The sequence below is a fragment of the Solitalea canadensis DSM 3403 genome, from assembly GCF_000242635.2.
Classification (GTDB): Bacteria; Bacteroidota; Bacteroidia; order Sphingobacteriales; family Sphingobacteriaceae; genus Solitalea; species Solitalea canadensis.
This window is the reverse complement of the sequence record NC_017770.1, coordinates 3,195,333-3,220,460: the sequence shown is the minus strand read 5'-3', so window position 1 is coordinate 3,220,460 and position 25,128 is coordinate 3,195,333. Positions and strand designations below refer to the sequence as shown.

Sequence of the window (25,128 nt, the reverse complement as noted above, 5' to 3'; positions counted from 1 at the left end):
AAATGTATTTACAAAAAATAACCTTGATTGCCGGAATTCTATTATTGCCGGTTTTAACCTTTGCGGCTCCAGGTAGAGCGGTAAAAAGCTTTTACCCCAAAGAAACTATTCCTGCCATTACAGTTCCAATCGGTGGCAATAGTTGGATTACCAATAATTTAACAGGTAATAAAGCGCAGATAGATGAAAATGGGCTTTCAAATTGGCAATCGAAGGAAAGTATTGTAAGTACCTATGTTTTTGCACCAAAGGCTGGGGAAATAACTGTTGCGTTAAATTTAAAAGTACTTAAAGGTAGCAGTAAAATAAAAGTAGAGGTTGCCGGCACCTCAACGATACTGGAAGCAAAGAATTCTTCATACGATATGCGGAAAGTAGGCACATTTGTTCTTAAAAAAGCCGGTTACTTTGCCATTCGTTTGCAGGGCATTTCCAAAACAGGAAAATGCTTTGCTGATGTATCTTCCATAGCAATCAGCGGAATGCCTGTTGAATCAGGGGCTGTTTATACACAGGATAATAAGGATAATTATTTTTACTGGGGACGCAGGGGGCCGTCAGTACATCTTAATTATGAAGTTCCGGAAAAGATAAGCCAGCAAATTGAATGGTTTTATAATGAAATTACGATTCCGAAAGGTAAAGACCCTATTGGCTCTTATTTTATGGCAAATGGCTTTAAGGAAGGCTATTTTGGCATACAGGTAAATTCACCAACGGAACGTAGGATACTTTTTTCTGTATGGAGTCCTTTTCATACCGATGATCCGACGGCAATTCCTGATAGCATGAAAATTGTACTGTTAAAGAAAGGCGCGAATGTTAAAACGGGTGAGTTTGGTAATGAGGGTTCGGGTGGACAAAGTTATCTGGTGTATAACTGGGAGGCCGGACAAACTTATCGCTTTTTAACACATGCTACTCCTGTAGATCCATCTCATACGGTTTACACCTCTTATTTCTTTGATCCTAAAAAAGGAAAATGGTTATTAATCGCCAGTTTTAAACGTCCGCAAACTCACACTTATTTAACAAGGTTGCACTCATTCCTGGAGAATTTTGATCCGGAAATGGGGAATGTTGACCGAATGGCTCACTATGGTAATCAATGGGTTTGTGATACAAAAGGAAATTGGAATGAATTAACCAATGCAAAGTTTACGGGTGATCTTACAGCAAGAAAAGGGTTTAGACAAGACTATGCCGGAGGATTAGCCACATCAAAAAATGCTTTCTTTTTACGTAATGGCGGCTTCTTTAGTGATTTTGTAAAATTGAATGAAGCGTTTGACCGTGTCCCCCAAAAAGTAAAACCGGAAATAGATTTTAGCAAGCTACCATAAAGCATTTATTTGCCTCGTAAGCTAAAGCAGACGGCAATGATGTCATTTCCTTATGGAAGATTCCATTTTCGAATTGATAAGAGCTTCATTGCCTTGCACCCTGTTCCGTCAGCTAAAGCAGATGGTAATGAAGTCATTTCTTATGGAATATTTATCGAATTGATAGGGCTTCATTGCCGTTGACTTCAGTCAACGGATTTGAATAGCTATATAGGATTGAATTATTTAAAAATGTAATCGCATCTCTGAATCAAAAATTACCTGATTTTCGGGAGTTTCAGTCTCTTCATCCATAGAATCATCTCCTTCTAAAACAGAAAACAAAATTTCAGTTGCTTTTTCGCCCTGTTTATAAGGGAATTGTTCAATGGAAGCGATCGGACGACTATCCATGTATTCCCAAATCGGTAAATTGGCGAAACTCACAAAACAAACATCTTTATTGATTGTCAGTCCGAGTTTCTTTGCTTCGGCAATGGCATCTAATGCTACGTAGTCGTTAAAAGTAATAATAGCGGTCGGACGTTTTTTTGCTGAAAGAAGCTTCTTCGTTGCTTTGTGATTTTCTTCTTTGGATAAACCCGATGAAACAATCAATTTTTCATCCAGTTGAATGTTCTTCTCTTGCAAGCCTTTTATATAAATTTCGCGGCGTTGAGCACTGGCAATAAGTTGTTCAGGTCCGGTTATCAAACCAATTCTGGTATGACCTTGCTCTATTAATAAATTAAGTGCCTGCAACATCCCCGATTCAAGATTACACGCAACATAATTGATAGCTTCTTTCTCAGGAATACGATCAAAAAACACGATTGGAATATGGTATTTCTTCAACTGTTCAAAATGCTCATAATTATCGGTGTTTTTGGAGATAGAAACTATCATGCCGTCAACCCGGTGAGTTTTCATCGTTTCCAGAATACGTTTTTCGCGCTCAGGATCGTCTAATGATTGTCCAAGAAGCACATTGTAATTTTTTGTTGCAGCAAAATCCTCAATTCCGCTTATTGCTGCTGAAAAAAAATCTTCCGAAAGATTTGGAAGCAACACTCCAATCGTAAATGTCTTACGTTGCTTAAATAAAATAGCAGTTTTGTTAGGTTCATAACCAATTTCCTGTGCAATCTTGTGTACCCGCATCGTTGTCGTGTACCCAATACTCGGATGATTATGTAAAGCTCTTGAAACGGTTGAAGTGGAAACTTTTAATCGTTTAGCAATCTCTTTTATTGTTGGCAGTTTTTCGCGTTGCATCTATCAGGACAGAATCAGAATAGTTAAGGGTAATAATAACGGTAAATTAACATTTCTTTTCTAAAAGGATTATATACAATGAATTAATTTTATAAATCGACTTTCATGTAAATATCTTATTTGTAGTCTATTAAGTGGTTTTTAGCTTGGATTTTTAGTAAATTTATAACTACTGAAATGAAAAACACCAGTAGATCCCAGCAAAACAAGTCTTTACAATGGGTTTACATTACATTGGGTGGATTTGTAGTGTTTATGGTTTTCTTAATACTATTCATCCTTTACAATAAATCTACTTCTTTTAATTCAAAAGAATATTTTATCCTTCTGGTTATTCTCTCATTAATAGTAACCGCATTTTTGTCGGGTGCTATGCGATCCTATGCAAAATATACCGGCAATGTTTATGGAGGGAAATTATCAATTGCTGGTCCGATTGTAGTTTTTATCATCATGATGTTTCTGGGAAACCATTTCTCTAGGAATGAGAAGCGATTAGTAATTAATGTGTTTGATGAAAATAATAACCTGCTATCCGGTGGCCAGTTGGATGTATTGATTGGCGAACAGGTTTATAAAGAGGGTATTTCTGAAAAAGGACAAGTGATTATAGCTCAAATACCAGATGACCTGAACAAGGCGATTATTCGGCCACGAGTAGTTGGATATACGTTTTCCGGTGATTCTTTAGTTGATGTCACCGGTGATAAACCCATAGCTATTCAGCTTAAAAAGATACCAAAAGGACTAAAAGTACATGGTCAGGTACAATTACCTAAAGGGAAGTCAATGGAAAATGTACGTGTATATTTTGATGGTAACGACAGCTTGTATTCGGTCAAATCCAATGGATTATTTAGTCATACTATTCCCTTTGACGATGGTGATGAGGTATTGGTAAAGATTTTCTATGCAGATAGTAATATTTATCAGAAGCATTTTCGGTTATCGCCACTGAGTTCAATTGATATGTATGTAAAATGAAACGCTTGTATCAAATAGTTTTTTGCCTGTTATTGTTTATGCCTGCGGAGGTAAGTAGCCAGTCAAAAACAATACGAGTGAAATGCCAGTTTATTTCATCTTCTGCAGAAATTGCGAAGCAGTTTAAAACGCTTCAGTTTAGTATCGATGCCATTGCCTCAGACTCACCTGCCGATGCAAACGGATTATTTTATGCAGTAATAAAAGAAAATGCACCCACTTTTAAAGTGGCCTTGGTAAATGCTTCAACCTATAAAATAGTATATCCAAGAAATGGTACGGTGATCACTCCAAAGTATACTGAAAACATTGTTGATATCATAATTGAACCCAACCAGGATAAAAAGATTGTGGAAGGCTTGATAGGTGTGAAGAAGAATATGGAGGAGATGAAAAGAGTTTTAAATGCGGCTTCTTCTTCTGCAACTAATCAAAACGAATACTTGCAAGCACGACTGGATTCAATAGCGGTTAACCTCCAAAACATGTATTCCCTTAATGATAAAGAACTTAAAAGTGCCTCAGATATGCTAAAAGGGAGAGAAGAAGTATTTCCAAGTATCGATACCACTTTAGGAGTGTACATTAATTCTTTTTATAATCTCTTAGAGTCGTTGAGTAAGAACATTCCTTTAGCTATCCAAAATATAAACGAAGCCCGGATAAGTATTAATACTGCATTAACGATTTGTGGAAATGCTTATGGTGAACTTAACAGAGTACATCATACGCTATCGGGAGATATTAAAGTGTATTGGAAAAGTGAGGAATTAGCTAAGAATTATGATCGGATTACCGCAATTGCATTGCATGATGTGCATGAAAATTATTGGAAACGATTTACTGCGATAAAAACACAGCTAAACAGATTAATGCTTAAGAAAGAACATGAAGATGCAGCTGATAAGCTTAAGAATTGGAAGGAGGATTATAATTATGAAGAAATGACAGATAAGATTGCTTATCTGGAAAGAGAGTATCAATCGCTCATGACCTCATTAAAAAGTCAGAGCTTGTTAATTAAAAATTAAAACAAGATGCCATGAAAAGGAACACTAATCTTGTAAGAAAAAGTGCAGGGATTGTTGGCTTATTGCTGATGATAGCCTGCTCGTCGGGATCGGATGTTATTCCGGATCTGACCTATATTACCGATTTTGATAGAAATTGGAACACCACCAAAGGGGAAGGGGGAACCTTCTTTTTTCTTCCTGAGAAGGATGGTGTAAATGAAGGAAACATTACGGTTAATGAAAATTGGGACGACGCTGATGGCAATTCTCAGTTTTATCAGTACAACGGAACTTATAAAAATACAGCTATTACCTTTACCAGCGATGATGCTGTTGGATCAGATGATAGAAGGAAAAATACCACCTTTACCGGACAGATCAATAAAGATAAAAAGCCAATTACCATGACCTTAAAAAATAGTCGTGGTGGAGAAATTGAAGTTACTCAGGGAATTTAAACTATCTTTTTAATAAAAATTAATAAGTTTTAATTCAAAGACAATATTTTATTTCTTGCAAGGAGAGATGCGCCCATAATACCGGCTTTTGATCCCAGTTTCGAAAGTTTTAACTGCGTATCATTATTTACAAGGCTTAACGAATACTTATTCAAAGCACTTCTGATTGGTAATTGGATATAATTGCCGGTTGAAGAAATACTACCACCGATGATTACCAGTTCAGGGTTAAAAATATTGATCAATAAAGCTATACCACGGCCAATTTTTTCACCTATTTCAGCTAAAAGTTCAATAGATAAAACGTCATCATTAATGGCTGCCTGCAGAATATCCTCCAGCTGAATTTCTTCGGGAGCTTTGGTTACAGTGGCAATACTGGAAGAACCTTCTTGCAATTTTTTCTGAAACATGCGAACCAACGCTTCTCCTGAAGTTTCAGTTTCAAGGCATCCTTTTTTACCGCAATGGCAAATAATTTCATTGTTGAAAAAAGGAATGTGACCAAATTCACCCGAATAACCAGATTTACCATAATAAAGCTGACCGTTGATCAAAACGCCCATACCAATACCGTAATCCAGGTTAATGAATAATACATTCTTTTCTTCATTCACCGCTCCTGAACAAAACTCGCCATAAGCCATAGCACGTGAGTCGTTCTCAAGAAGGGTTTTAATGCCAATGCGAGCCTCTATTACTTTGTTTAAAGGTTCTTCATTAAAATAGAAATAGCTATAACTATAACCAGTCGCAAAATTGATCCTTCCTGAAAGGTTAATTCCCATTCCAAGAATCTTATCCTTTGAAATAGGCAGTTCATTTATAAAATGCTGAATAACGTTGCAGAGCTCATCCAAAGATTCTTGCGAATTATTTAGCCTGTATGGAATTTTTTCTGATAACTTTACAAGGTTCTTTTTAATATCAATCAGGCCAATATTAATATGATATTTGCGAACTTCGACACCTAAAAAGAAACCCGCTTCCGGAGCTAACCCATAAAGATTAGGGCGGCGACCTCCGGTGGAGTCAATTTTACCATAATCCTGAACGAGGTTATCTTTTATCAGTTCATTAATTAAGGTAGTGACTTTGGGAGCACTTGAATTTAGTTCTTTGCATAGATCAGCAATGGTAGCATTACCAATAGTCGCAAAATGTGCTATGGTTTTTTTCTTCAGATCAAGGTTTTTATATGCTACCCCTGAAATGTTTTCATTGTGAAGTTCTTCAAAAAAGGTGTTTGCAGCAATCATCGTTATTATTATAGTACCCTGAGTATGTAAAGTTTTTGTTTTAAAAGACGAAGATAGTTGTATTTTTTAAAAAAATTAAAAAGATTTACGGAGTCTTTCCTCTCACTTTCTTAAGCATCACTTAAATATTCTACCAATAGTGTCTTTTACAGGCAAACTGTTTTCACAGTTAGTCAATAATTTTATTTTCTATTTCTTACTTTTAAAATAATATTAAAAAGATTTTTATTTTAATAAAAATAATTTTTAATTAGTGGTGTCATATTTATGTATTGAAAATGAACATTAAGCTATCTCTGGTAAGGATAATACTCAGCACTACATTAGTCGCTTCTCAATTATTTGCAAATGCACAGTCAGTTAAGACCGATGTTTTAATAATTGGAGGAGGAGCAAGTGGTACAATGGCCGGACTCCAGTCGGCACGTATGGGGTCTTCAACGTTAATAGTTGAAGAAACCGAATGGTTAGGAGGTATGCTTACTTCCGCAGGTGTAACCGCAATTGATGGTAATCATAATATGCCTTCTGGCTTATGGGGAGAGTTCCGTCAAAAATTGTATAACTACTATGGTGGTCCGAAGGCTGTAGAAACAGGCTGGGTAAGTAACACACTTTTTGAGCCATCTGTAGCTAACAAGATTTTTAAAGAGATGGTAGCTAAAGAATCCAAACTTTCTGTTTGGTACAAAACAATTGTTCAATCGACCATCTATCAGAATAATCAGTGGACTGTAAAGGTTACTGAGGGGAAAAAAGTTAAGATCATTGAAGCTAAAATAGTTATTGATGCAACCGAACTTGGTGATATAATGGCAGCTGCGGGCGCAAAATACTCCATAGGTATGGATAGTCGCTTTGATACCGGTGAAGAATTAGCACCTGAAAAAGCAAATGACATTATTCAGGACATTACCTATGTAGTTACTCTGAAAGATTATGGTAAAGGAGCCGATAAAACCATTAAAAAACCAGCAGGCTATGATAAAGCGGCGTTTGCAATTTGTTGCGATGTTTCAGATCCTTCGTCATTTGAGGATCCGAATAATAACTGCTTTAAAATGTTGCAGTATGGTCATCTGCCAAATAATAAATACATGATCAACTGGCCTAGAGATGGTAATGATATTTATTTAAACATTATCGAGAAAAGTAGAGAAGAACGGGAGGCGGCTTTAAAAGAAGCTAAATTACATACCCTCCGTTTCCTTTATTATATGCAAACCGAATTAGGGTATAAAAATTTGGGGATTGCGGATGATGAATATCCAACTGCCGACAAACTTCCAATGATTCCTTATCACCGTGAATCGCGCAGAGTAAAAGGAATGGCATTTTTAACCGTAAATCATGTGGCTGATCCTTATAATCAGAAAGACGCTTATTACCGCACTGGTGTAGCCGTTGGAGATTATCCAATTGATCACCACCACTTAAAGCGTCCAGATGCTCCTTCAATCGACTTTATCCGGATTAAAGTTCCGGCTTATAATATTCCATTAGGTTCATTAGTGCCACAAGGTGTGGATGGATTAATCGTTGCAGAAAAAAGCATTAGTGTAAGTAATATTGTTAATGGGGCTTCTCGTTTACAGCCAGTTGTTTTAGGAATCGGCCAGGCAGCGGGAGCATTAGCAGCTACCGCTGCAAAAACTAATGTTCAGCCTAAAGATATCGACATTAGAAAAGTGCAAGAAGCACTTTTAGCATCAAATGCTTACTTGATGCCGTTTTTTGATGTAAAACCAACTGATCCTCATTTTGCTACCATCCAGAAAATCGGTGCAACCGGTATTATTAAAGGAGTAGGCGTTCCTTATAAATGGGCAAACCAAACTTGGTTCTACCCAGAAAACAGTGTTAGTCAGTACGAGTTAGTTTCGGGCTTAAGACCAATCTACTCACAGTATAAAAACTACTGGCAGGCATCAGGTGAATCATTAACTCCTGAATCATTAGTGGCTATTTTACAAGTAGTTAATCCAACTATATCCTTAGAAAAAATCAAGGCCGATTGGTCATCATTATCATTAAAAGAACAATTTTCCAATTCATTAATCTTAAACAGAAGAAACATATCAGTATTACTCGATCACTATTTAAATCCATTTGAAATCCCTGTTGATTTCAACGGAACGATAAAAAATTAAGTTATCATCCATTCCAACAAATTAAATATGAAACAAATTTTTACAAGAAAACGGAAACTTGTAGGATTAATGCTCCTACTGTTTTCGCTCATCTGTCAAGTTCAGTTTGTGTCTGCACAAACACGCATCATCAGCGGAACAATTACCGATAAAGAGGATGGCATGCCATTGCCAGGCGTTACAGTAATTGTAAAAGGATCAAGTGCAAGTACAGTTACCGATGCTAATGGTAAGTACTCAATCAGGTTGCCTGAAAGTGGAACTACATTGCTTTTTACCTTTGTCGGTTTTAAAGCACGCGAGGTTAAACTTGGTTCAGGTAATATCTACAACATCGCAATGGAAATTGATTCCAAAGAATTGGGTGAAGTAGTTGTTGTAGGTTATGGTAAACAAAAGAAAGAAAATCTTACCGGTGCTTTAACAGCCATTAAAGGTGAAGAGCTTTTAACAAGACCTGTTACTAGTGCTACAGCTGCATTACAAGGTATTGCTCCGGGTGTTACCGTACAGCAAGGTTCTGGCCAGCCAGGTGCTGACGGTGGTAATATCCGAATTCGTGGTCAAAGCTCTATGTTCTCTAAAACATTTCCTTTGATTTTAGTGGATGGAGTAGAAAGCAACATGGATGATGTGGACATGAATACAGTAGAGTCGATCTCTATTCTTAAGGATGCGGCATCGGCTTCAATCTACGGATCGCGTGCAGCAAATGGTGTGGTGTTAATCACTACCAAACGTGGTAAACAGGGATTAAATGTTGGGTTTAGCTCTTATTATTCAGTTCAGAATCCTACAGAGTTACCTACTCCTGTTTCTGCAGTTGATTATATGAGAGCGGTTAACCAGGCTAAAGTAAATAACAAGGAAAACCCTCAGTATTCTCAGGCATTAATAGATCAGTACATTAATGAAGGAGCTGATAATATGACTCGTTTTGATACTGACTGGCGTTCATTAGTGGTTCAGAAAAATGTTCCTTTACAGAACTACGCGCTTACTATAAACGGAGGAAGTGACAACATCACTTACTTTGCAAGTGGTAATTACATGAAGCAAAAAGGTTTGATCAATAATAACAGTTACGAACGTTTTAACTTACGCTTAAATACAGATGTTAAATTTAACAAATGGGTTAAGAGTACATTTGACGTAAATGTTAAACAAGGTAACTCTGTTGAACCTGGTTTATCTTCTCCGAAAACCATTTTTAATAAAGCATTAAATTTTGTTCCTGTATTTTCAGGTGTTAATAATGATGGTACCTGGGGGTATGGACAAAATGGTGACAACCCCGCTGCTATAGTTGCTGCATCTGGTGCAAAAGAGAAAAACTCTCCTGATGTTACCTTTAATGGAACTTTGTTTGTAAATCCTGTTAAAGGGTTAGAATTACAAGGTAATTTTGCAAAAAGAGTTTTCACAGCGAATACTTCAACATTCATCGCTCCTTATGATACGTATGAAAACGGTACATTCCGTTCAACCTATCCTGGCGATGCAATAGGTTCAGAGTCATTCAACAGAATCGTAAGAAATTTATACAGAGTTCAAGCTTCATACAACACAGCTATTGATAAACATAATATTAAAGTTATGGCTGGTGGACAAGCTGAGGATAATACAATTAAGTATACAACTGCCGGTAGGTCTAAGTATTACTTCCCTGGTTTCGAAGACCTGAATAATGGAGAGGGTAGCACTGCTTCAAACTCTGGAGGTCAATCTGAATGGGCTATGGCTTCATTATATGGTCGTGCAAATTACGATTATAAAGGAAGATATTTATTAGAGTTAAATGCACGTTATGATGGTTCCTCAAGATTTGGTAGTGATAACAGGTGGGGTTTTTACCCATCTGCTTCAGTTGGATGGAGAGTAAGTGATGAGCCCTTTATGGAGTTTACTAAAAAATATGTTGATAACATTAAACTTAGAGCTTCTTATGGAGAATTAGGTAATCAAGATCTTACATTTAATGGAGTAGAATCTTTTTATCCATACACTTCTTTGCTAATAGCCGATCCTCAATATAGTTATTGGTTTGACAAACAATTAAGTTCAGGTTTTGCTCCAACAGAATTATCAAATCCTATTATTTCATGGGAACGTTCGACTCAGCTGGATATTGGATTAGATGCAGATTTCTTTAATGGGAAGCTAACATTTACAGGTGACTATTATGTACGTAAAATAGAACGCTCATTACAAAAATTAAAGATTCCGATATACGTTGGTTTAGATCCATCTTGGCAAAACCTTGGTTCAATGGAAAATAAAGGCTGGGAGATTGCGATAGGACATAACAACCGTATTAATGAATTTAAATATGGTGTTACTTTGAGCTTATCTGATGTTAAGAACAAAATTGATAATTTAAATGGTCAGGTTTACGATTTCGGATCAACAATTCATAAGGAAGGCGAACCCTATGGTGCTTACTACGGATACATTGCTGAAGGATATTTTCAAACTCAGGAAGAAATTAATGCTTCCCCTGTATACGGCAACAGAGCTGTAGTAAAACCAGGTTTTGTAAAATATAGAGATATCAGTGGTCCAAATGGTGTACCTGATGGCGTTATTGACTCAAGAGATCGTGTAATTTTAGGAAATCCGTTCCCTCGTTATGAATATGGATTAAATTTAACTTCTGAATATAAAGGATTTGATTTAACCGTATTTGTTCAAGGCGTTGGCAAAAAAGATACATATATCGCTGGTATGGGTGTTAGACCATTCTTTACCGGTGGTACAATTTATACCAATCAGTTGGATACCTGGACGCCTGAAAATCCGAATGCTGAATATCCATTATTATTGATTAATGAAGCTTCTACTCCTAATTATCAGGCTTCTAGCAAATGGATCAAAGACGGTTCATACATGCGTTTAAAAAATATTGTTGTAGGCTATACATTACCTGCAGCATTAACTAATCGTGTTAAAGTTAGTAAGTTAAGATTCTATGTGAGTGGACAGAACTTATTCACACTAAGTAATTTCTATAAAGGCTATGATCCAGAGATTAGCGTTAGCGGAAACTATGGTGGTGAATTCTATCCAATTATGAAAACCATCACTTTGGGATTAGATGCTAAATTTTAATTGTAAACTTTAAGATCGAAAATCATGAAACGATATATAACAGGATTAATTGCTGTAGGACTATTAATGTCTTCTTGTCAGAATTATCTTGACCGCGAATCAATAACAGATTATCCTGCTGGTGCTGAAGAGGGCTTCTATAAAAGCGAAGCTGCTATTAAGCAGGGAACAACAGGAGCGTATCAATTAGTTGGTTGTCAAATATCTGGAACATTAGTTCCGCAGTACGTTTTCTTTGACCATTACACACCTATGGGTATTGAACGTACAGAAAATTCATCACTAGGTGCTGGGGGTGGGTTAAACCCTGATAATGGTACTGTCTTGACTGTTTGGTCAAATTGTTATAAAGCAATTGCTAGATGCAATTCAGTTTTAGATGGATCAGAGCCATATACCTCAACTTTAACGGCAAAAGCTAAGCAGTATGTTGCTGAAGTGAGAGTCCTGCGTGCTTTTATGTACGGAAATCTTGTATCTCTTTATGGAGATGTTCCATTGTTTAAAAAAGCTGCAGGTAATGATGACCTGAAAGTTTCCCGTACTCCTCAAAAGGAAGTAATTGACTTTATTTTAAGTGAACTTGAGTCAGCTTCTTCTGATCTTGCCTGGAAATCTACAGAATGGGGTAGGGTAGACAGAGCCGTTGCTCAAGGGTTAAGAGCACGTTATGCACTTTTGGCTGGTAGTTTAAATATAGGTGAAAAATCATCAGATTATTTGAAAATTGCCCGTGATGCTGCTAAAAGTGTAATAGATAATGGAGGTAGAACACTAAATCCAAACTTTGATGCTTTATTTACCAGGGCTGGACAAGCTTCTGCAGCCAGTAGAAGTGAAAACATGTTTGAAGTAATGTTCTCTGATCAAGGGTCTAAAAACATGCACTATATTTCTTATGGAGAGTGTTCAAGAAATTATGGACAGTCAGGTCGTTTTCCAACTCAATTATTGGTTGATACTTATGAGTGTAAAGACGGTAAACGTATTGATGAATCTCCACTGTACAATCCTAAAAAGCCATTTGAAAATCGTGATCCTCGATTAAAAGCAACTGTTTGGGCGCATGGTGATACAGTAATTGGTAACGGTGGTAGCAGAGTGAAGTTCATTGCTGATATTTACAGAGCCAACACTCCTTTCTATAATTACACTACTAACACTTGGGCTAGTAAAGCAAATGCTGATATCAACAGTGCCGCTGCATGGACTAGTATGGCTAACAGTGGTGTTGGATTCCTTTGGAAAAAATACAATAACTGGGATGATGAAGTTATTCACCAGGCTACTTATAACTGGGTATTAATGCGTTACTCTGAAGTATTGTTAACCTATGCTGAGGCTAAAACTGAATTAGGTGAATTAGATGGTACTTTGTATGATGCGATTAATACTGTAAGAAGACGTGTTAAAATGCCTGATGTAGCAACTGAAGTAATTGGTAATGCTGATAAAACTCGTCAATTAGTTCGTCGTGAGCGTAAAGTGGAATTAGCGCGTGAAGGTTTGCACTTATTTGATATGCGCAGATGGAAAACTGGTGATATCGAAAACGATTCACCTACTTATGGCTATCCCGATGTAACACGTAATAATGGGGCAATTGTGTATGATGCAAGCGGTAATCCAGTTGGTGGTGGTTATGATAATGCTACTGCTGATATGGTTCCTAGTTTCAAAAAATCAGCTCGTCATGATTTAAATGACATAGCAGATTACTCGGCATACGGAAGTAAATTAAGAGTTCGTGACCGTTCACGTTTCTGGGATAATAAGTTCTATTTGTGGCCAATTCCACAAGCTGAGCGTAACCTGAATCCTAACCTAACTCAAAACGGTTACTAAAATAAGTTGCCAAACCAATCTGTAGTTTATGGCTGTAGAATTAAATAAAAGGGGGCTGTTCATGGCAGCCTCCTTATTTCCAACCCTTATTTCAATTTAGACAATGAACAAACTTGTAATTGCATTATGTGCATTTGCCATGTTAACTGCTGCGTCATGTGATGGCTCAGGTAGTAAGGCTACTGCAGATAAGAAGTTTCCTCGTAAAAACATTCTTTGGTTTGACGCTACTGCGAACTTTAAGAGATTTTCTTACAAAGATTCAGTAATCTATTACCTGAAAAAATCTAAAGATGCAGGTGTTACTGATGTTGTTATTGATGTTAAACCAATTACCGGTGAAGTATTATACCCAAGTAAAATTGCTCCTGTAATGCAGGATTGGGATGGTTTTAAGAAAACTGAAAACTTTGACCTTTTAACAGTGTGTATTGAAGAAGGCCACAAATTAGGTCTTGTTGTACATGCTTCAACTAACGTTTTTGTTGCAGGTCATAATTTCTTCGATCGCGGAGTTGTTTACAGTGATAGCACCAAACGTAGCTGGGCGAGTTTAAACAATACTCCTGATGGATTGAAACCAATCACCAGTATTAAGAAAAAATATTCATCAATGCTGAACCCGGTTCGCAGAGATGTGCAGGAATATGAACTTTCTATCTTGAAAGAATTGATTGGAATGTACCCTAAATTAGATGGTATCATTTTGGACCGTGTACGTTACGATGGTATTGAAGCTGATTTCTCAAATGAATCACGTGAGGCTTATGAGAAATATGCCGGCCATAAAGTGGCTAACTTCCCTGATGACATCTATAAATACGAAAAAGAAGGCGATAAACCTGTTCGTAAAGAAGGTGTAGAGTTTAAAAAATGGGTTGAGTTCCGTGCTAAAGTTATCTCTGATTTTATCTGGGAGGCTCGCAAAGAATTAAAAGCAATCAATCCAAAAATTTCTTACGGTGATTATACTGGTTCATGGTATCCAACCTATTATGAAGTTGGTGTAAACTGGGCAAGTAAAGAAATCAACGCTAAAGACTACTTTGACCAGGCAACGCCTGAGTATAATAAATTCGGTTATGCAGAAGCTTTGGATTTATATACAAGCGGTTGTTACTACTATGAAGTAGATAAATCAGAATCGAAGCATATCGACAAAAATAATAAAGAACGTACAGAAGCTGGTCAGCATAAAGGAACAGCTGATTTCTATACAGTTGAAGGTTCTAATGAATTGGCTGTTAAGTTAATGAACGGTAAAGCGCCTATGTATGGTGGTTTATATGTAGATCAGTATAACGGACATCCAGAGCAGTTTGTAAGAGCGATGAAAATGTGTCAGAAGAAATCGGATGGTGTAATGATCTTTGATATTGTTCATATCATCAATAACAATTGGTGGAATGAGTTGAAAGAAGGATTCAAAAACTAATCGAATCAAACCAATGACTTATATAACTGAAATTGAAGCCTCTAAACCAGAGGCTTCTTTTGTAAAAGCACAAATCGATAAAGCCCCAAGGTCATTTGCACTTGATGCTTTGCGTGGCTTGGCCATAATAGGAATGGTTTTTTCAGGAGTTTTTCCTCATGAAGCCTTATGGCCGGGGTACATGTTTCATGGACAAGTTGGTCCGCCCGACTTTAAATATACTCCTGAAGTTCCGGGTATCACTTGGGTTGATCTTGTTTTTCCCTTTTTCCTGTTCTCAATGGGAGCCGCTTTTCCTTTAGCAATGAATAAGAAAATACAGGAAGGGGATCAAAAAGGTGTTATTTTAAATGTATTAAAGCGTTTTGCATTGCTGGTGTTTTTCGCTATTGTATTACGTAATGCTCAGCCATTTTCTTTAACTGCCGAAGGTCAATGGATAAATATGATCAGTGGGGTAATCGTTTTTGGATGTTTCTTCCTGGTGTTTATGCGTTTTTCTTTTGAACAGAAATGGAAGCTTTATGCCTTACGTATCGCCGGTTTTTTGATCATAGCAACTATTATTGGCCTGCACACCGCTTTTACTGATACTAAATTCAGCAAGGGCAAATCAGATATTATTATGTTGGTTTTAGCGAATATGGCTTTGATCGGCTCATTAATATGGATTTGCACGCGTAAGAACTGGCTAGCTAGGATAGGGGTTCTTGCTTTTTTTGCAGCGATGCGATTAACTCATGATATTGAAGGAAGCTGGAATCAGGCGGTATGGAACTTTCATCCTGCAATTTCCTGGTTTTATAATTTCGCCTTTTTGAAGTATTTGAACATTGTACTGGTAGGTTCTATTATGGGTGATATTATTTATTCATTCAAACCTAAAACTAAAATTACCGAGTCAAATAAAACTCGTTCAGTACTACTTAGTCTGATTTGCTTTTCATTTTTAGTTGTTAACCTGTACGGGCTTTATACGCGTCAGGTCCTTCTAACATTGGGTCTCGATGTAGTTTTGTGTATTGGTGGTACTTTGTTGCTTAAAACGCCTGCAAATGCAAAAGAGGAGCTTTATAAAATCCTGTTTGGTTGGGGTACATTTTGGGTATTGCTAGGACTAGCGTTTGAAGCTTATGAAGGCGGTATTAAGAAAGATCCTTCATCATTTAGCTTTTGGTTCCTTAGCAGCGGACTAGCGTTTTTTACCTACATTCTGCTCGACATTATTTGTCAGTTTGTAAAGAACAATATTCTATGGAAATCGCTGATTCAATGTGGTCAAAACCCAATGGTTGCCTATGTAGCAGCCGGTTTCTTTATTGTCCCAATTTTTACCATTACTCATATTTCCGATTTGTTTGAAAGCCTGAAAGCAATTAATCCTTATTTAGCAATTATAAGGGCTTTTTCTGTTACCATTTTAGTAATAGCAACTGCTTCATTTGCCACTAAGAAGGGTTGGTTCTGGAGAACATAAGACCTCACCCTAAGTCCCTCTCCTAAAGGAGTGGGACTTTTACGATAGTGCTATTACATCTTTATATCCTCTTTATTTCTTTAGGTTTTTTACTTAAGCTATTCTGAGCGATACCTTCTCTTAATTTCTTTAGGATAAGTTTCTACCGATGCTATTCCGAGCGTTTCACCCTCTTAGTTTCTTAGGGCAAGTTTTTAATAAAGCCATTCCGAGCGCTCGGATAAGTTTTTACTTGAGCCATTCCATGCGGCCATTTCGAGCGCTCCCTTCTCCTTGAGGAAAAGGGCCGGGGATGAGGTAAAAAAAAGGCGAACACCTTGTGTCCGCCCATAAAATAGTGCAATTAAGACTTCCAATCGTATGCTACTTATTTTTGTAGGTCTTGAAGAAATCAGGGTGCTTTTTTAAGCCTTCGAAGAAGAAGAAAACCTCACCTTTAAATCCCAACTTCCTATTTTCATCAATCATCTGTTGCAGGAAATCTCCCTGCGGAGTGTGACTATCTACCTGAAGCAAAATGCCCGGACAAAACATCCAACGCTTATCTTCAGGCATATAACTGATATTGCTTTCCAACGTTTCAGCATACGCTTTGATATTGTAACGGTAAACCTGCGGAATGATATAATCAACCCAGCCGTTCTTAACCCATGTAGGCCAATCTTGCAAGTATTCTTCTTTACTCCATGGGAAAATACTTGGAGCCATCGTAACCAATACCTTAGGATTAGCAGATTTTACTTTATCATGCAAGCGTTTCATGAATTGATTGAGCAGGTTAGCTCTCCAGTCGATCCATGCGGCATCCTTATAATCTTTAGGAGGTTCTTGTCCGTTATGTTCTTTCTTGTAAAGTGAAACTGTGTATTTGTCATATCCGGCCAGAGAAGGAACGGCCGGTAAACGATCGTCACCCTGAATACCATCCACATCATAATTCTTAACAACCTCAAGGATTAGTGAGAGCATAAAGTTTTGAACCTTTGGATCAAAAGCATTCATCCAGTCGAACTTGTTTTTGTTTACAAGTTTTCCATCCGGATCAATAGCAGCCCATTCAGGATGCTTTTTGAGGATCATTCCACCTTGTTCATTGTAAGAACTCGAAAACCCAAATTCAAACCAGGCATGCACTTTAATTCCTTTTTTATGAGCTTCTTCAATGACTTCTTTTAGTGGATCTCTGCCTGCAAACTTTTCCATGATTGGAATACCGAATTCCTTTTTCATGATCTTACTTGGGTATAAGGTGCGGCTTCTATTCCAGGTAACTACGTAAATATTGTTGATGCCAGATTGGACACATAGCTCAACAGCAGAGCGGATATTTTCCCGGGAATTTAAAGCTTCACTTGCTACGTTTGTTAGCCAAACGCCTTTAATGGGTTCAGGTTGTTGCTGAGCATTTTGAGCATTAGTCGCAAGGCCCTGAACTATCAATAGTAAGCATACAAATAATCTCTTCATTGAACTTTTTGTTAACTCATCCCGTAACCCCTCTCCGAAAAGAAGGGTATTCGAGATGGCCTCGGATTGACCTAATTGACTAATAAGAGTATTTAACTAATTATTTCCTCTAAGTTTGCTACCACTTAGTTTTTTTTATGATCTCGTGAGTTTTTAATGTCTCACCTTTGGTTACTTTTTTCATGAAATCATCCATAGCAGCAAATTCATTGAACATAAAGCTTGCGATTTCATGTCCTGCACCTGTATAAGTATATAATACTGCAGGAATTTTTAAAATCACTGCTCTTTCATACACCGTTTTATCTCCAAAGAACATTAACCAACCTGGCTGTGTAGCATTACACATGCGGTGCGGAGCGGTTCCGTAAGGAACAACCTGATCGTTTGAACCATGGGCAAGCAGCATCGGAACTGATTTTTCTTTAGTTACCAGGTTAATATCTACTACAGCTCCTGCAAATGACATTAAGCCTTTAAACTTAAATGTGTCAAAAAAAGCATACCGCTCCTTATCAGCCTTTGCGAATGGATTGTAAACGATTTGTAAAGCAACCTCGGCACCTGCACTGCTTCCTGATACGAAAATCTTTGAAGGATCAATAGCAAAAGACTGTGCATGTGCTACAATGTATTTTGTTGCATCAGCCGCATCTTCAATTGCTGCTCTGATGGCTTTTAATTTTTCAGGGGTTGGAATATCACAACCGAAACCTCTTCCTGCCTGTAGTAAACGGTATTTTATTACAAAAACATTGTATCCCAAATCCTGCATTTTTTCAGCGAATGGGGCTTGGTTTATAGGTTTTCCACCCTCAAATCCTCCTCCATGAACAAATAAAATGGAGATACCATTGCTAACTTTTGGTTTATAATGGTGCATCCAAAGCGTATCTGTATTTTTTACAGCATATTCAACAACATTAAATCTTGCCTGTGCAAATGATTTACAGGCAATTACCGATACAAACAGCAGTAATAGGTACTTTTTCATTCTTTTTTAATTAGATTCTTTAATCATTTTAACGGAATAACAGTGTAAAACTGCATTTCGCTACAAAATTAAGAGGCTGAATTTAAAACGGACTGTTGTTCGTCAGCTACTTCGTGGTTAAAGTCTTCGAAGATTTTCCATAATTGATATAATCCTCTCGGAATGTGGAAACAACCTTTCCATTTTCCACCTTTCATATTTAATAAAACTTCTCCCTGACGGTTCAGGTAACCAAACCATTCGCCATACTCAGCATCTCTGAAGTTTTTCCATGTATAATCGTGTACGATTTTAAACCAACGTTCACATTCTGCATTTCCGGTTAATTTCCAACCTTTTGCAAGAGTGATCATAGTTTCTATATGTACCCACCATAGTTTCTGATCCCACTCTAACTGTTGCGGCGCATGTCCGTTTACATCAAGGAAATAGAAGATGCCTCCATGCTCGTTGTCCCAACCTTTTTCAAGGGTACGTAGGGTAATTTTGATAGCCTGATCAATAAGCTTTTTATCATTGATACGAACAGCCAGATCCATGATGAACCACATTGCTTCAATGGTATGACCAGGATTTAATAATCGGCCTTCAAATGAGTCGCAGAACGAACCATCTTCATAGACATTCTCCAGAATAAGTCCTTTATCAGGCTGATAGAAAACTTCCATAACCTCATGAATAACTGTTGGCAGAAATTCATTTACTTTATCAGGTCCAAGGATATGCTCTAATTCCAATGAAAGATTACATAAGATCATTGGTAATGAGAAACCTTTCAAATTGCGGGTTCCAGGATAAGCTTTACTCCATTTTCCTTTAGGGTTGTATTGGCGTGCCACAATATTATTAAACGTATCGCGGGCTAATTTTTCATACTCAGGATTTGGAGAGGCTTTATGCAAAGCTCCGAATGCCATTGCCGCAAAACAATCAGAGAAGATATTGTATGGTTCAATTAACGGTTTTCCTTCTTTAGTTAATGAAAAATAGAAGTTGCCTTCATCATCTTTGCCATGAGTTTTAAGAAATTTGGCACCATGTTCGGCCATTTCTAACCATTCTGCACGCTTTTCAACATTGTTGTAAAGCATGGAGAACATCCATACCTCACGGCCTTGAAGCCAAACAAACTTATCGGTGTCGTAAACATTTCCGAAACGATCAAGGCAAGTGTAAAATCCTCCGTCCTCTTCATCTTTAGAATGTTTTAACCAAAACGGAATAACGTTTTCTAATAGTTCATTTTTATATAGTTCTGCGTATTGCATATTTTTTTAGTTTTTTTGAGTCAAAGGCGTGGCCTGCATAACTCGTTGTTATGGTAAAACCTGCTTTATTGTTTGCGTTTATAAAGCATTGATTTTTAATCAAATACTATAGTAGTTCTTTCAAGTATTCCTGATAGCGATTATATAGATGTCCTGCTTGCAAGTAAGATGATTGAGGACTCATGAAATGCGAAAACTCAAAAGTTATCGCTTTGTCATAACCTGCTTTTCTGGCTGCTTCTAGTTTTAATCTTAGTTTTTCAAATTTGATAGGCAAGAACTTTATCGGCATATCACGGTCAAAAGATTCAGCATTGGTCCAGCATTGCAAACCGAACTTGTCCGCCATCTTTTTATTTACCTCAAAAAAGTCTTGCAATTCATGGTAATCAATATGACCATCCTGAAAAGCTACTGCATCAACAACACCTTTAATTCCATCAAAAATTTCACTCCATTCCGATTCATGCTCCTTCAATGAAACCGCATCCGCTTTGGTTAACTGCCCTGAAGCTGCCATAACGGCCTTTTTACCATCAATCCATGGTGAAATTAAAGTAGGAAGCCCTCCGCTTACATCTTTGCACTGTTGTCCAAGTTTTTGGAATGCTTCGATGGCACCTTTTGTGCGGCGACTGATTTCCATGCTCAGATACCAACCTTTGAAACTTTCATGGTTGCCATATTTTTGCCAAACTTCATCAATCACATGACGATTACTGTCAATTTCGGTAGTCATATCACCGCTGTCCCAATAATGTCCGCTATCATATAAACCGAAGTAGAAGTTCATGCCGTGCTTATCTGACAACTCCAAAAACTGTTCTACAAGATCAACTGGTGGTTGATAGCAGCCATACTGTTTTATTAAATAGTCAGAAGGGTAGGTGATAAATTTCCGGTATCCCGACCGTATTAAAATAACGGTGTCGATACCAACATTTTTCATGTGTTGAAAATCGGCATCCCATTCTTTTCTGCCCCAGTTCTGATGTGGAATATCATGCGATATTTCATCCAAAAAAGTTCCTGTAATCTTCATCGTTATCTTTTACAAATAATTATTGCTCTTTAAGTAATTGGCCCACTGTAAGTAAGCAGCTTGTCGTAAATGAATTCCATCCAAGGTAACCTCACTTTTAAGCTCATTTTTATCATCAGCAAATACACTGAAAACATTGACGAACGGTACATTGAACTCCTTCGCAAGCTCAACCAATTTTTCATTTAAAGCTAAAACCTGCGGGTTTTTGCCTTTCATGTAAGGATATTTAAGAATTTCTTCATTTAACGGAAGAATACTCTGGATATATAACTGCGTTTTAGGCGACTCTTTCTTGATTTTTCCCACAATGCGACGATAATTGTTTAACGTCACTGCTTGAGGAAGATTTCTTCCTAAATCATTAACACCAATTAGCAAGAATATCTTTGCCGGTTTTGATGCTAAAACTTCGTCCAGTCGGGCAAATAAACCAAAGGTATTGTCTCCACCGATACCTCTGTTTACAATTGGTTTTCCCGGAAAAAGCTCCTGCCATTCACCTTGCTCTGTAATGCTATTTCCTAAAAAAACAATCTCATTCTTTTGATTAGGCATTTGCTTAAAAAGTTCTAAGCGTTGCAAATAGTGTGAATTTGCGTAGCTGCTGTCAATGGGCTTTTCTTGCCCATAAGCCCATATCGTAGCAGCGGAAAGTAAACATGTTAATACAGATCTTTTCATTACGTTACGTATGCTATAAATATTTTTGTTCTTTCAGATAGTTAACCCAATACACATAACCCATCTCCACTAAATGAATTCCGTCTGAGGTATACTCACGCTTTAACTGGCCAAAGCTGTCTGATAAAACGTGCTGCACATCGATGTAAGTGATGTTAAGCTGATTCGCCAGTTTTTTTTGCAGCTCATTTAGCTCCTGGATTTTCTCATTTGAAACCTTCACGTATGCACTACTCTTAACAGACTCATTAACAGGTAATGTACTTTGAAGGTAAATTTTAGTTTTAGGAGATACCTTTTGAATTTTTTCAATAATGCGTTGAATATTGTCGGCAATAGCCTGAACAGGCGTACCGCGTTTGATGTCGTTTACACCATCCATTAAGAATAGTTTTAATGGTTTTGATGCGAGTACTTCATCCAAACGAGCATAAATGCCATAGGTAACATCACCGCTAATACCGCGATTAACTACATTTTTATTAGGAATAAGCTCTTGCCATTCACCCATTTCAGTAATACTGTTACCCAGAAAAACGATTTCATTTTTAGTGTTAGGTAAGTGCTTAAAGAATTCCAGTCGCTGACGGTAATGTGAGTTGGCATAACTGGTATCAATTCTATTCACATCAGAAGAAACAGACACAGAAACGTTTGCCGAGGTTGGAGTGTCATCACAGCAGTAATTCAACTCCTTTAAAATGTTTACCCATTTGATGTAGCCTGCGCCTTTTAAATGCAAACCATCATTGGTATATTTTTTATCCAGCTTTCCGTTTTCATCTATGAATTTAGGATACAGGTCGATGAATGTAACCTGTTCTCTTTTTGCCAATTCACGTAAGCCATCATTAACAGCAATAATATGCTCTGTTTTATTTTGATGCCTTTTAAATTCAATAAATTCGTTGTTTGTTGGCAAAAGGCTCTGAATGTAAATTTTGGTAGTAGGAGATTGTTGCTTAATGATAGAAACAATGCGCTGATGATTAGCCAAAATAACCGAATCAGGAATATTTTTAGCAATATCATTAATGCCGATCATGTAAAAGATCTTGGCTGGTTTAGAGGATAGGACCTCTGGTAATCTATCAATTACACCGAACGTGATATCTGAAGAAATACCACGGTTTTTAACACTCGGATTTTGAAATAACTCTGCCCATTCACCTATATCAGTAATACTGTTTCCTAAAAAAATGATTTCATTTTTTGTGTCTGGCAACAGTTCGAATAATGAACGTTTTTGATCGTAATAAGTGGTATGGAAAGTAGTGTCGAACTTGGCCGCTACCGGTTGTTGAGCCCGGGCAGCCAAATTACAACACAAAATTCCCGCCGATATTAACAATGTACTCTTCATTTTACACCTAAGCATTAATTTACGGGAACGCTTTCGTCAACCAATTTAACATTTGCTTCTTTTTTAGCGTTTTCGGTTTCGTCGAGTTTGTCGTACCAGTATTTTTTCAATAACCAGGTAGTAACAAAGAATACGACAGCCCAAACTGCTAAATGATAATTTTCTCTGAGGATGAAATAGATAGGGATAACCACCTGGCTCATTTGCCATACGATACCCACTAAAATATTAAATACATCACGTTTAAAGTCTTTATTAGGAGAGAATGAAGGATCTGCTTCCATTACTTTTCTCTTTATTGGTCCCCAGAAACCCCATGGACGGGTTTGTTTGTAGAAATTCATAACGGTTTCTTCGTCTTCCGGAGCTGTTAAGAACGTTCCAAGGAAACAACCGATGAATGAACAAAGCAGAATAATAGGGAAAACATAGATATCTACAATTTCAGGGAATAGGAATAATTTAGTAGTTGACGCAATTAATCCGCCTAACATTCCCCAGAAATAACCGTAGCCATTAAATCTCCACCAAATCCATTTTAATACGTTAGCAGCTGCATAACCACCATATAAAGCAGAGGTAAGCCATAAAGTAAGCGAGTTTAATGATTTAGTAAAGAAACCTGCACTAACACCAATAATTACCAATACAATAGACGCTACATAACTTAGACGTATATATTTCTTTTGGCTTGCATCAGGATTGATATACTTTTTATAAATGTCGTTTACAATATAAGCAGGCGCTGCATTAACAAAGGCAGAGAATGTACCCATGAATGAAGCCAATAAACCTGCTAATAATAGTCCTTTCCAGCCGATCGGAACGAACTTTTGAATAGCTGCCGGAAGAATTTTTTCAAAATCAATGGTAGCTCCCATTTTTCCTAATTCAGGACCGATATAAACCAATCCTAATACAGCGAAGGCAGCAACCATTAAATAACGAGGCATATAAAGAACAAGGATTGTTGATGCACTCATTTTAGAAGCTTCGGCAGCTGTTTTAGTTGATAATACACGCTGCATATCATAGCTCGGAACTGGTCCGGCCAAACTTGAGAAGATACCTTTGAAAAGCATCATCATAAATAATAAACCAAACATCTCGAATCCATCCTGACCAATTTTATTGTTCACATTTGGTACAGGAGTATTGCTCCAATCGAGATTCAAATGCCAGCCGAAGAACAAATCTTTCCAGCCTGCAGGAATAACCGCGTTTATTTGTTCTGGAGTTACTGAGTTATAGGCGATAAAACCAATAACCACACATGAAATGGTCATGATAACAAATTGTACAACTTCAGTACCTACCACGCTGTACATACCACCTTTAATGGTATAAACAGTAGTAATACCACATAATATTAAGGCGTATGCGTGTTCTGAACTAAGATGAAAACCGAACATATCGGTGGATAGATCCCATGGAAGTATGGTAGTGGTGAATTTGCCAATACCCTCAAAGAAATAGGCGATAAAGCCGATAACGCTAATAACAGCAAAGATTACAATAATGATATGCGAGAGGGTAGAACCTCGGCCTTCACCAAAACGGAACGTTATCCATTGTGCACCTGTCATCGTATTTGACCGACGCATCCAGGCTGCCAGGAATACAAATACAAAAACCTGATTCCAAACCGGCCATAACCAAGGAATCCAGGCACTCTTCAATCCGTAAACAAACAGAATTGAAACAGTCCACATGATGCCCGAAATGTCAAACATTCCTGAAGCATTTGATAAACCTAAATAATACCATTTAATATTATTGCCACCGAGAAAATAGGATTGCAAATCTTTGGAAGCTTTTTGAGAGATGTAAAACCCGACGAACAGTGTCAGGAAAAGATAAAGGCCGATAATGGCAATGTCGATGGTATGTAAACTCATTATAATGGATGGTTGAATTCTTTTTATTTTATAACAGCGGTGAAATTAAAAATATTTTTTAATAAAAATAAAATAGTTAATAAAAA

General features: G+C 37.3%; 19 protein-coding genes. 10 read left to right on the top strand and 9 right to left on the bottom strand.

Annotated features, from left to right (window positions below; all coding sequences use genetic code 11):
• Positions 1-2 precede the first annotated feature (2 nt).
• Positions 3-1,343: a DUF3472 domain-containing protein gene (locus SOLCA_RS13265; protein ID WP_014680973.1), complete on the top strand. Its 1,341-nt coding sequence runs from the start codon at positions 3-5 to the stop codon at positions 1,341-1,343.
• 9 nt (positions 1,344-1,352) lie between these two features.
• Complete coding sequence (locus tag SOLCA_RS23200; protein WP_157604571.1) at positions 1,353-1,526, top strand: hypothetical protein; 174 nt, start codon at positions 1,353-1,355, stop codon at positions 1,524-1,526.
• Positions 1,527-1,568: 42 nt separating this feature from the next.
• On the opposite strand, the gene SOLCA_RS13260 is transcribed toward SOLCA_RS23200, so the two are convergent.
• A complete protein-coding gene (locus tag SOLCA_RS13260; RefSeq protein WP_014680972.1) occupies positions 1,569-2,597 on the bottom strand; it encodes a LacI family DNA-binding transcriptional regulator in 1,029 nt (342 codons plus the stop codon).
• Between the two features lie 177 nt (positions 2,598-2,774).
• Between SOLCA_RS13260 and SOLCA_RS13255 the strand changes: the two genes are divergently transcribed.
• The 3 genes from SOLCA_RS13255 to SOLCA_RS13245 are packed head-to-tail and all read left to right on the top strand — an operon-like array spanning position 2,775 to position 5,052.
• Positions 2,775-3,581, top strand: coding sequence for a hypothetical protein (locus SOLCA_RS13255; RefSeq protein ID WP_014680971.1), 807 nt, complete (start codon positions 2,775-2,777; stop codon positions 3,579-3,581).
• Positions 3,578-4,612 (top strand): hypothetical protein, encoded by a 1,035-nt coding sequence (locus SOLCA_RS13250; protein ID WP_014680970.1) that lies wholly within the window; start codon positions 3,578-3,580, stop codon positions 4,610-4,612. The genes SOLCA_RS13255 and SOLCA_RS13250 overlap by 4 nt, the downstream gene beginning before the upstream one ends.
• Positions 4,613-4,623: 11 nt before the next feature.
• On the top strand, positions 4,624-5,052 hold the full coding sequence (locus SOLCA_RS13245; RefSeq protein ID WP_014680969.1) for a hypothetical protein: 429 nt from the start codon (positions 4,624-4,626) through the stop codon (positions 5,050-5,052).
• Between the two features lie 29 nt (positions 5,053-5,081).
• On the opposite strand, the gene SOLCA_RS13240 is transcribed toward SOLCA_RS13245, so the two are convergent.
• Complete coding sequence (locus tag SOLCA_RS13240; RefSeq protein WP_014680968.1) at positions 5,082-6,311, bottom strand: ROK family protein; 1,230 nt, start codon at positions 6,309-6,311, stop codon at positions 5,082-5,084.
• A 278-nt stretch (positions 6,312-6,589) separates the two neighbouring features.
• On the opposite strand from SOLCA_RS13240, the gene SOLCA_RS13235 reads away from it, so the two are divergent.
• The 5 genes from SOLCA_RS13235 (at position 6,590) to SOLCA_RS13215 (ending at position 16,326) form a co-directional block, all read left to right on the top strand.
• Complete coding sequence (locus SOLCA_RS13235) at positions 6,590-8,461, top strand: FAD-dependent oxidoreductase (RefSeq protein ID WP_014680967.1); 1,872 nt, start codon at positions 6,590-6,592, stop codon at positions 8,459-8,461.
• A gap of 27 nt (positions 8,462-8,488) precedes the next feature.
• On the top strand, positions 8,489-11,569 hold the full coding sequence (locus SOLCA_RS13230) for a SusC/RagA family TonB-linked outer membrane protein (RefSeq protein WP_014680966.1): 3,081 nt from the start codon (positions 8,489-8,491) through the stop codon (positions 11,567-11,569).
• Positions 11,570-11,593: 24 nt separating this feature from the next.
• Positions 11,594-13,414 (top strand): RagB/SusD family nutrient uptake outer membrane protein, encoded by a 1,821-nt coding sequence (locus SOLCA_RS13225; RefSeq protein ID WP_014680965.1) that lies wholly within the window; start codon positions 11,594-11,596, stop codon positions 13,412-13,414.
• 103 nt (positions 13,415-13,517) lie between these two features.
• The gene (locus SOLCA_RS13220) at positions 13,518-14,849 is read left to right on the top strand and encodes an alpha amylase family protein (protein ID WP_014680964.1); all 1,332 of its coding nucleotides are present in this window, start codon (positions 13,518-13,520) and stop codon (positions 14,847-14,849) included.
• A 13-nt stretch (positions 14,850-14,862) separates the two neighbouring features.
• Positions 14,863-16,326 carry a DUF5009 domain-containing protein gene (locus SOLCA_RS13215; RefSeq protein WP_014680963.1) on the top strand — a complete coding sequence of 488 codons (1,464 nt, stop codon included), beginning with the start codon at positions 14,863-14,865 and terminating at the stop codon, positions 16,324-16,326.
• Positions 16,327-16,689: 363 nt separating this feature from the next.
• Here the strand turns inward: SOLCA_RS13215 and SOLCA_RS13210 are convergent, their stop codons facing one another.
• From SOLCA_RS13210 to SOLCA_RS13175, 7 genes are all read right to left on the bottom strand, one after another.
• Positions 16,690-17,793, bottom strand: a complete 1,104-nt coding sequence (locus SOLCA_RS13210; protein ID WP_014680962.1) for a glycoside hydrolase family 10 protein — start codon at positions 17,791-17,793, stop codon at positions 16,690-16,692.
• A gap of 118 nt (positions 17,794-17,911) precedes the next feature.
• Complete coding sequence (locus SOLCA_RS13205; protein WP_014680961.1) at positions 17,912-18,787, bottom strand: alpha/beta hydrolase; 876 nt, start codon at positions 18,785-18,787, stop codon at positions 17,912-17,914.
• A 68-nt stretch (positions 18,788-18,855) separates the two neighbouring features.
• On the bottom strand, positions 18,856-20,055 hold the full coding sequence (locus SOLCA_RS13200; protein WP_014680960.1) for an AGE family epimerase/isomerase: 1,200 nt from the start codon (positions 20,053-20,055) through the stop codon (positions 18,856-18,858).
• Between the two features lie 106 nt (positions 20,056-20,161).
• Positions 20,162-21,097 carry a DUF4434 domain-containing protein gene (locus SOLCA_RS13195; RefSeq protein WP_014680959.1) on the bottom strand — a complete coding sequence of 312 codons (936 nt, stop codon included), beginning with the start codon at positions 21,095-21,097 and terminating at the stop codon, positions 20,162-20,164.
• Positions 21,098-21,106: 9 nt separating this feature from the next.
• A complete protein-coding gene (locus SOLCA_RS13190) occupies positions 21,107-21,781 on the bottom strand; it encodes a GDSL-type esterase/lipase family protein (RefSeq protein ID WP_014680958.1) in 675 nt (224 codons plus the stop codon).
• A 13-nt stretch (positions 21,782-21,794) separates the two neighbouring features.
• Complete coding sequence (locus tag SOLCA_RS22910; RefSeq protein ID WP_081479998.1) at positions 21,795-23,144, bottom strand: GDSL-type esterase/lipase family protein; 1,350 nt, start codon at positions 23,142-23,144, stop codon at positions 21,795-21,797.
• A 14-nt stretch (positions 23,145-23,158) separates the two neighbouring features.
• The gene (locus SOLCA_RS13175; RefSeq protein WP_014680956.1) at positions 23,159-25,042 is read right to left on the bottom strand and encodes a sodium:solute symporter family protein; all 1,884 of its coding nucleotides are present in this window, start codon (positions 25,040-25,042) and stop codon (positions 23,159-23,161) included.
• Between the last annotated feature and the right edge of the window lie 86 nt (positions 25,043-25,128).